Here is a 6,572-nt window from a genome sequence, read left to right on the forward strand (position 1 = left end):
GCGGCCTAAACTGACGTGATGTTGCGTCCTGCAAGTTGGACTGGACTAGCGGGTGAGAGTCCCGCCCTGGTAGGTACCGGAGCGCCGGGTAGCAGGCCCCGGTTCGTCGTTGAGAGGCGGCGGGCTGAGCGGGGCGTCGAGAGCCTCTTCGGAGGGAGCAAGTGCGCGGGCCGTAGCGTTATGCGAACACTGCAGCCTCGTCACAGTCACAATGGGAGAGCCGAGCCGCTCATTTCACGGCGAAGGCCATGTCCGGCGAGCCCTGGTCCGGGGTCAGCTCGTCGGGTCTTTCCGGGGTACGGGTGGCGGCACGTGCACATAGTCTGGTTCGGAACAGGAGAGGCCCGTCTGCCTGGCCTGCGTCGGGCAAAGACCAGGGGTATAAGCCAGTGGTGAAATCCTTTGGAGGGCAGCGGGAGTCCGATGGGGTCGTAGTACCGGTGATCGGCGTGCAACATAACGCGCCGGGAGGGAAGGGCCCCGACTTTGATCACGTGCATCGAGCGGGTAAGCGTGAGGGCATGACCGAGGTGTCTCGGTCCAATTCCCCCGGCAAGCGATCGCTTGTCGTAGCCGTTGAGGAGCCGTTGAGTTTCTCGCCGGTGAAAGTGCAACGACTGCAACGTGCGCTATGGGCTGCGGCCAAGCAGTCTTCGGGTCGGCGTTTCCACGCCCTGTATGACCGTATCTACCGGGGTGACGTCTTGGTGGAGGCGTGGGAGCGAGTGTGTGAAAACCGGGGTGCGGCTGGGGTGGATCGTGTCACCCTCGCCGCAGTGCAGGACTATGGCGTGGACCGCATGTTGCGGGAGTTACGTCATGACCTGCGGGTAGGGAGTTATCGTCCGTCGCCAGCGCGGCGGGTGGAGATCCCCAAGCCCCGGGGCGGTAAGCGGCCGTTGGGGATTCCCACGGTGCGAGATCGAGTGGTTCAGGCGGCGGCCAAGATCGTGTTGGAACCCATTTTCGAGGCGGACTTTTTGTCGTGCTCGTATGGGTTTCGGCCGAAGCGGTCAGCCACTCAGGCGATGGAACGGCTGCGTGTCGGGTTCATCGAAGGGGTCACTCATGTGGTCGAGTTCGACATCGCGAAGTTCTTCGACGAGATCGACCACGACCGGCTACTTGCTGAGGTGGGTAGGCGGGTCTCGGATCGGCGGGTGCTCAAACTGCTGCGGCTGTGGCTGCAGGCAGGTGTGTTGATTGATGGGGTGCGTGAGCGGACGGTCGCGGGCACTCCGCAGGGTGGGGTGATCTCGCCGCTGTTGGCCAACATCTACCTGCACGTGCTCGACACCGAGCTCACGGCCCGCGGGGTGGGTGAGTTGGTGCGCTACGCCGATGACGGTGTGGTGCTGTGCCGATCGCAGGCACAGGCTGAGCAGGCTTTGGCGGCGATAGGCGAGATCCTGGCGTCGTTGGGGTTGCGGCTGCATCCGGACAAGACGACGGTGGTCGACCTGCGCAACGGTAAGGAGGGCCTGGATTTTCTGGGCTGTCATTTCCGGGCGCGCATGTCGGGGCGGTTGTGGGAACAGAAGCGCGTTGTGCGCCACTACCTGCACCGCTGGCCCAGCCAATCGGCCATGATCAGGCTTCGGACAAAGATCCGGGACCGTACTGGTCGTAGCCGGGTCGGAACAGATATTCGCCATGTGATCGCGGATCTCAATCCGATCCTGCGCGGGTGGGGCAACTACTTTCGCACCGGCAATGCTGCCGATAAGTTCCGACACGTCGACAGCTACGTGGTGTGGCGGCTGTTTCGCTTGATGGTCAAGAAGCGAGGCCGCAACCTGCGTGCCGGTCAGGCTGCTCGGTGGACCGAGGACTGGTTCAACGAGCTGGGCCTACACCGCCTGCGCGGCACCATCCGCTACCCGAAGGCAGCGTAACCATGTCAAGAAGATCATCGGTAAGCCGTGTGCGGGAAAACCGCACGCACGGATTGAAAGGGGGATGGGGAAACGGATCTGCTTCGCAGACACCGCGCCCCTGACTACCAATGGCGTCATTACCTGCGTCTTCGGCGGCGGCCACCAGCTGTGAATCGTTCGGCTGCGGCTGAGGGCCCCAATAGCCGAGTTGAAGGCCAAGCTGCAGCATTGCTTCCTCGCCACTAGTGCGGATCGCATACGCAGACCCAGCGCGGTCGAGGGAACTGACGGCCGCCATGAACGGGTGCGGTCGGGATGGACACCGCACCCATCCACGCTATAGCTTACAATGCGTAAACTAAACAGTACCGCACTGGAACCGTCAGCTTCTCTAGGTCCAGTCAGCTGGAATGCCAGCCACACCAAGGGTTTGGAGGTTTGGACCGTGTGCACAATTTCGGCGCGCGCGGTTGCCGATTCCCGTGTGTCGACAGCGCGGGTTCACTCGACGCTGCCCATCGGCACACTCGGTGCGAACCCGTGTCGCAGTCCCCGAGGGGGCACCCCACGACAAAATCCTGGCCTCTGGCATGGGCCGTCGGGGAAAGTGATTGCAATCTTCAATCACTCATGAGGCCGGCAATTCACTGCAATGCAAAGGAATACCACCGTGTCACCCATTATCGACTATCAGCACAAGACGGTTGTCATCACAGGCGCCGCGACCGGCGTCGGTGCAGCGCTCATCAAACGATTGCGAAGCGCTGGTGTGGCGCGCATTGTTGGTCTCGACATCAAGCCCGCGGCCGTCGACGACTACATTGCGGTTGATTTGTCTGATCGTGACGCAGTTGAAAAGGCTCTGGGTCGATTGCCGGACAGCATCGATGTTCTGTTCAACAACGCTGGTGTCGCCGCCACCTTGCCATTGGCCGTTGTCATGGGCGTCAATGTACTTGCCCCACGAAAGCTCATCGCCGGGCTGCAGGACCGGATGGCCCCAGGTAGCGCGGTCGTGAACACTGCGTCCACCGCCGGTGGCGGCTTCATGGAAAGGCTTGCACCAATCCTGGAGCTCCTCGATATCGAGGACTGGATGGAGGCACTGACCTGGGTTGAAGCCCATCCCGAGCTGACCAACAATCCCTACGGCTTCTCGAAAGAGTGTGCACAGGTACTCACCCTCCAGCTGGCGCGCCCTCTTGGCCGGCGTGGCATCCGAATCAACAGCGTATGCCCGGGACTAATCGATACCCCCTTGATCACCGACTTCGAGAAGTCGCAGGGGGCATCAATCCTCGATTGGATGACAAGTCAGAGTGGCGGACGGAAAGCCACACCGGATGAGGTGGCCGACGCGATCGCCTTCCTGGGCTCGCCCGCCGCGAGCTACATAAATGGGACGAACTTGCTTGTCGACAACGGATTCTCGGCGGCAATCGTCACCAACCAGATTGACTACTCCGCGCTGCCACCCGTCGATGCCCTGATGAACTCATCGGCCTGAGTTGGCCGGACTTCGCCGGCCCGGAGGTCCTCCTCACATCGAGCCAACACGCGCGCTACCAAAGTTCTGTGTCTGTACACCTAGCGCGCAACCAGACCGCCGTCGGCGATGATCGTCTGCCCGGTGATGAAGCTTCCGGCGTCTGAGACCAAAAGCAAAGCAGGGGAAACCATCTCGACAGGATCGGCAATACGTTGCAGCAGCGCCGAGCCTTTCATGGCATCGATGAACTCGGGCGGATTGCCGCGCACCATGTCGGTGTCCACCGATCCCGGTGCCAGGGCATTGACACGAATGCCCTGCGAGGCGAATTCGGCAGCCATGGAACGAGTAAAGGACACCATGGCCGCCTTCGCAGCCGTGTACATGGAAACAAACGGCGAGTAGATGAAAGCTCCGGCTGAGACCACATTGAGAATCGCCGCGTGCTGACTCTCGCGCAGATAGGGTAGCGCGGCCTGGACCAGGAAGACCGGTCCCTGCAGGTTTACCGCGAATGATTTCGACCATGCTTCGGGGGTGATCTCCCCCACGGGAAGTGCAAGGGGGTTGGCAGCATTGTTGATCACAATGTCGATGCCTCCGAAACTTTCGGCAGTGGTGGCGACCAGCCTGTTGATGGCGTCGATGTCACCGAGGTGGGTCGGTATTCCGAGTGACTTCCCGGACCCCAGCGTCTGCAGTCTGTCGGCGGCGGCCGAGCAGGCATCGGCCTTGCGGCTGGCGACAGCGACGTTGGCGCCGCAGCTGGCGAGCCCTTCCGCCAACGCAAGGCCAATCCCTCGGGTGCCTCCAGTGACGATTGCGCTGCGGCCTTCGAGGTCGAACATCTTGCGCAGTGGGTCGGTGCTCAATTATTCACATCCCAATCGATCGGTACTGGGCCACTACTCCGTAGCCTTACGTACTGTAAGTTAACTCACGGTAGGGCAAGTTGTCACTGTGCACATCGATCCCGGTTGCCCGCCTATTCATAGGAGATCGCCGCGGCCCCGAGCAATTGTCAAGACCTGTGGATCAAGAGACCGCGGCCACCTAATCACGCCGAGAGACTGCGGCTCCGTCGAAGAACATTCGGAGCATCCGCCGGGCTTGTGCCTGCCCGTCGGATTCAGCGATCAAGGCGACGGCGTTGGCGAGGCTGATCAAGTCGACCACGTCGAGGTCAGGTTTCACCGCCTTCGCTAATCGGGCCCTATCCAACAGCTTGCTGACTGTTCGCCTAATCACCTCGTTCGACGCCTCAATGAGGGCCGAATTGTCATGAGCGCCTGTCATTAAAGCGGCGGCTAGTCCCTTGTTGGCGGCGATGTGTTCGACGAACTTGTCCAGCCAGGCAATCAACGCCTCACGAGGCGGTATGTCCACCAAGTGCTCAGCATGGTCGCGCAGCGCTTCGACCTCGCTCGCGCACACAGCGACGATCAACTCGCGGCGAGTAGGGAAATTCCGGTACAGCGTGGCGTTCCCGACGCCGGCGCGGCGGGCGATCTCGTCGAGCGGGGCATCGGTGCCGTGCGCGGAGAACGTCTCCGCGGCTGCGGCGAGTAACGCCTCGTAGTTGCGCCGCGCATCAGCCCGTTTGGGTGGCTTCAGTATGCCGTTGAGTGGCTTCGGCATCAGCCTTGCAATCTGGGGAGTCCCCCACTTAAGCTATCGATCATCCGTCAAGTATGTGGGGAATTCCCCGCAAAGGTAGAGAGGGTGCGCAATGGAGGAGCCTGGGGATGTCGTCAGCGCGATGTCGGACGCCGTGCTGCGTGGTGACCTGGACGCGGCGTTGAAGCTTATTAGCGAAGACGCCGTCGACCACGCGGCATTGCCCGGAGCCCCGCGTGGCCACCAGGGTTGGGCGGCGAAATGGCGGCATATGGCAGCCGGTGCCGAAGGGACGAGCACGACGGTCGAGCAACGCATCAGCCAGGGTGACATCGTGGCCACTCGTTATCGGATAGCCCGTGCGGACACGGGAGAGTCGCTCGGTTTCGCGCTCGACATGATCCGCGTCCAGGACGGCAAGGTGGCCGAACACTGGGCCCTGCCACTTCCCGCCTGACCCTGCCCGAAATGACCAACACTGAGTGCGAATCGGGGCAGTTCAGGCCACCTCCGAACCGGTTGGGTCGGCATCGTTGGCAGTCGGTACGGCCGTGGTGATGTCGGTGGGCCGTTCGAGGAGTTTGCCTTTGTGGAAGACCGCTCCAACGCGGACGGGGGCGATCAGGTGCGGGGCGTTGACAGCGCGCCAACGGGCCTGGGCGGCGTCAATCAACTTGTAGGTCATCGCCAGTCCAGCCGCGCGCGATCCCGGACCCTTGGTGACCTTCGTGCGCAAACGCACTGTGGCAAAGGTGCTTTCGATCGGATTCGTCGTCCTCAAGTGAATCCAATGCTCGGCCGGATACTTGCAGAACTCCAACAGCGTGTCGAGATCGTCGGTGATTTTCGCGATAACCTTGGGGTTTGGTGCCGAAGTCGACCTCGAACGGCTGGTCAGGCGGGCGATCGTGGTGGCCGACAACCCCGCCCCCGAGCCGAGGAACTGCTCCAGCGCCGGCCCGAAATCGCTGGTCGACGGCCCGTGCAGATACAGCAGCGGCAGCACCTCGCTCATCTGCGGGGACTTACGCGCCCAGGCCGGCAGGATCGCCGAGGAAAACCGCTGACGGTGCCCGGTGTCGGGATCGACTCGGCGGTCGTTGACCCGGGGCGCCGTCACCTCCACCGCGCCGGCCGCGGTCAGCACCTCACGCGGCTGGTGGTAGCCGTTGCGCGCCACCATACGGTGGCCGTTCTCATCGAGCTGGTCGGCGAACTGGGCCACATAAGCGGCCACTTCGGCCTGCAGCGCCGCGGCCAGTATCTGCCGCGCGCCATCGCGCACGATCTCATCCAACAACGACCGGCCAGCGGCGCTGCCGTTGTCGTTGGCGTCCCGGGCAAAGTGAACTACGGTGAGCAAGGGCGTACCTTCCCGAACCAGCGCGCCAACGCCTGGCTCTTGATCAGACCTACGACATACAGATCATCCTCGGGAGAGTGCGCCCACTTTCACGCGCCCACACCGAGGCTCATACACAGGTTCTGATCATTGCTCCGCGGCCCCTGGCAAAATCCCGTTGGTGACATCACTTTTGGGCTCGTGTAACGCCGGGTATCGCGACTCTCCAGCTTGGGGCGGTGGTCAG

At 62.4% G+C, this 6,572-nt stretch carries 6 protein-coding genes; 3 read left to right on the plus strand and 3 right to left on the minus strand.

From position 1 onward, the window contains the following. The first annotated feature begins 521 nt into the window (after positions 1-521). Both ltrA and ACN269_RS32265 read left to right on the plus strand, forming a co-directional pair. Positions 522-1,895: a group II intron reverse transcriptase/maturase gene (gene ltrA / locus ACN269_RS32260; RefSeq protein WP_421476745.1), complete on the plus strand. Its 1,374-nt coding sequence runs from the start codon at positions 522-524 to the stop codon at positions 1,893-1,895. Between the two features lie 652 nt (positions 1,896-2,547). Next, a complete protein-coding gene (locus ACN269_RS32265; RefSeq protein WP_421476747.1) occupies positions 2,548-3,384 on the plus strand; it encodes an SDR family oxidoreductase in 837 nt (278 codons plus the stop codon). Between the two features lie 80 nt (positions 3,385-3,464). Here ACN269_RS32265 and ACN269_RS32270 read toward each other — a convergent pair whose 3' ends face one another. Continuing rightward, positions 3,465-4,238 (minus strand): SDR family NAD(P)-dependent oxidoreductase, encoded by a 774-nt coding sequence (locus ACN269_RS32270; RefSeq protein ID WP_421476749.1) that lies wholly within the window; start codon positions 4,236-4,238, stop codon positions 3,465-3,467. Between the two features lie 181 nt (positions 4,239-4,419). Continuing rightward, on the minus strand, positions 4,420-5,004 hold the full coding sequence (locus ACN269_RS32275) for a TetR/AcrR family transcriptional regulator (RefSeq protein WP_421476751.1): 585 nt from the start codon (positions 5,002-5,004) through the stop codon (positions 4,420-4,422). Positions 5,005-5,095: 91 nt separating this feature from the next. Here ACN269_RS32275 and ACN269_RS32280 point away from each other — a divergent pair, with 91 nt between their 5' ends. Then, a complete protein-coding gene (locus ACN269_RS32280; protein ID WP_421476753.1) occupies positions 5,096-5,440 on the plus strand; it encodes an ester cyclase in 345 nt (114 codons plus the stop codon). A gap of 42 nt (positions 5,441-5,482) precedes the next feature. Here ACN269_RS32280 and ACN269_RS32285 read toward each other — a convergent pair whose 3' ends face one another. After that, positions 5,483-6,346 carry a transposase gene (locus ACN269_RS32285; RefSeq protein WP_421476755.1) on the minus strand — a complete coding sequence of 288 codons (864 nt, stop codon included), beginning with the start codon at positions 6,344-6,346 and terminating at the stop codon, positions 5,483-5,485. Between the last annotated feature and the right edge of the window lie 226 nt (positions 6,347-6,572).

The sequence above is a fragment of the Micromonospora sp. WMMD736 genome (assembly GCF_049179015.1).
Classification (GTDB): domain Bacteria; phylum Actinomycetota; class Actinomycetes; order Mycobacteriales; family Micromonosporaceae; genus Micromonospora.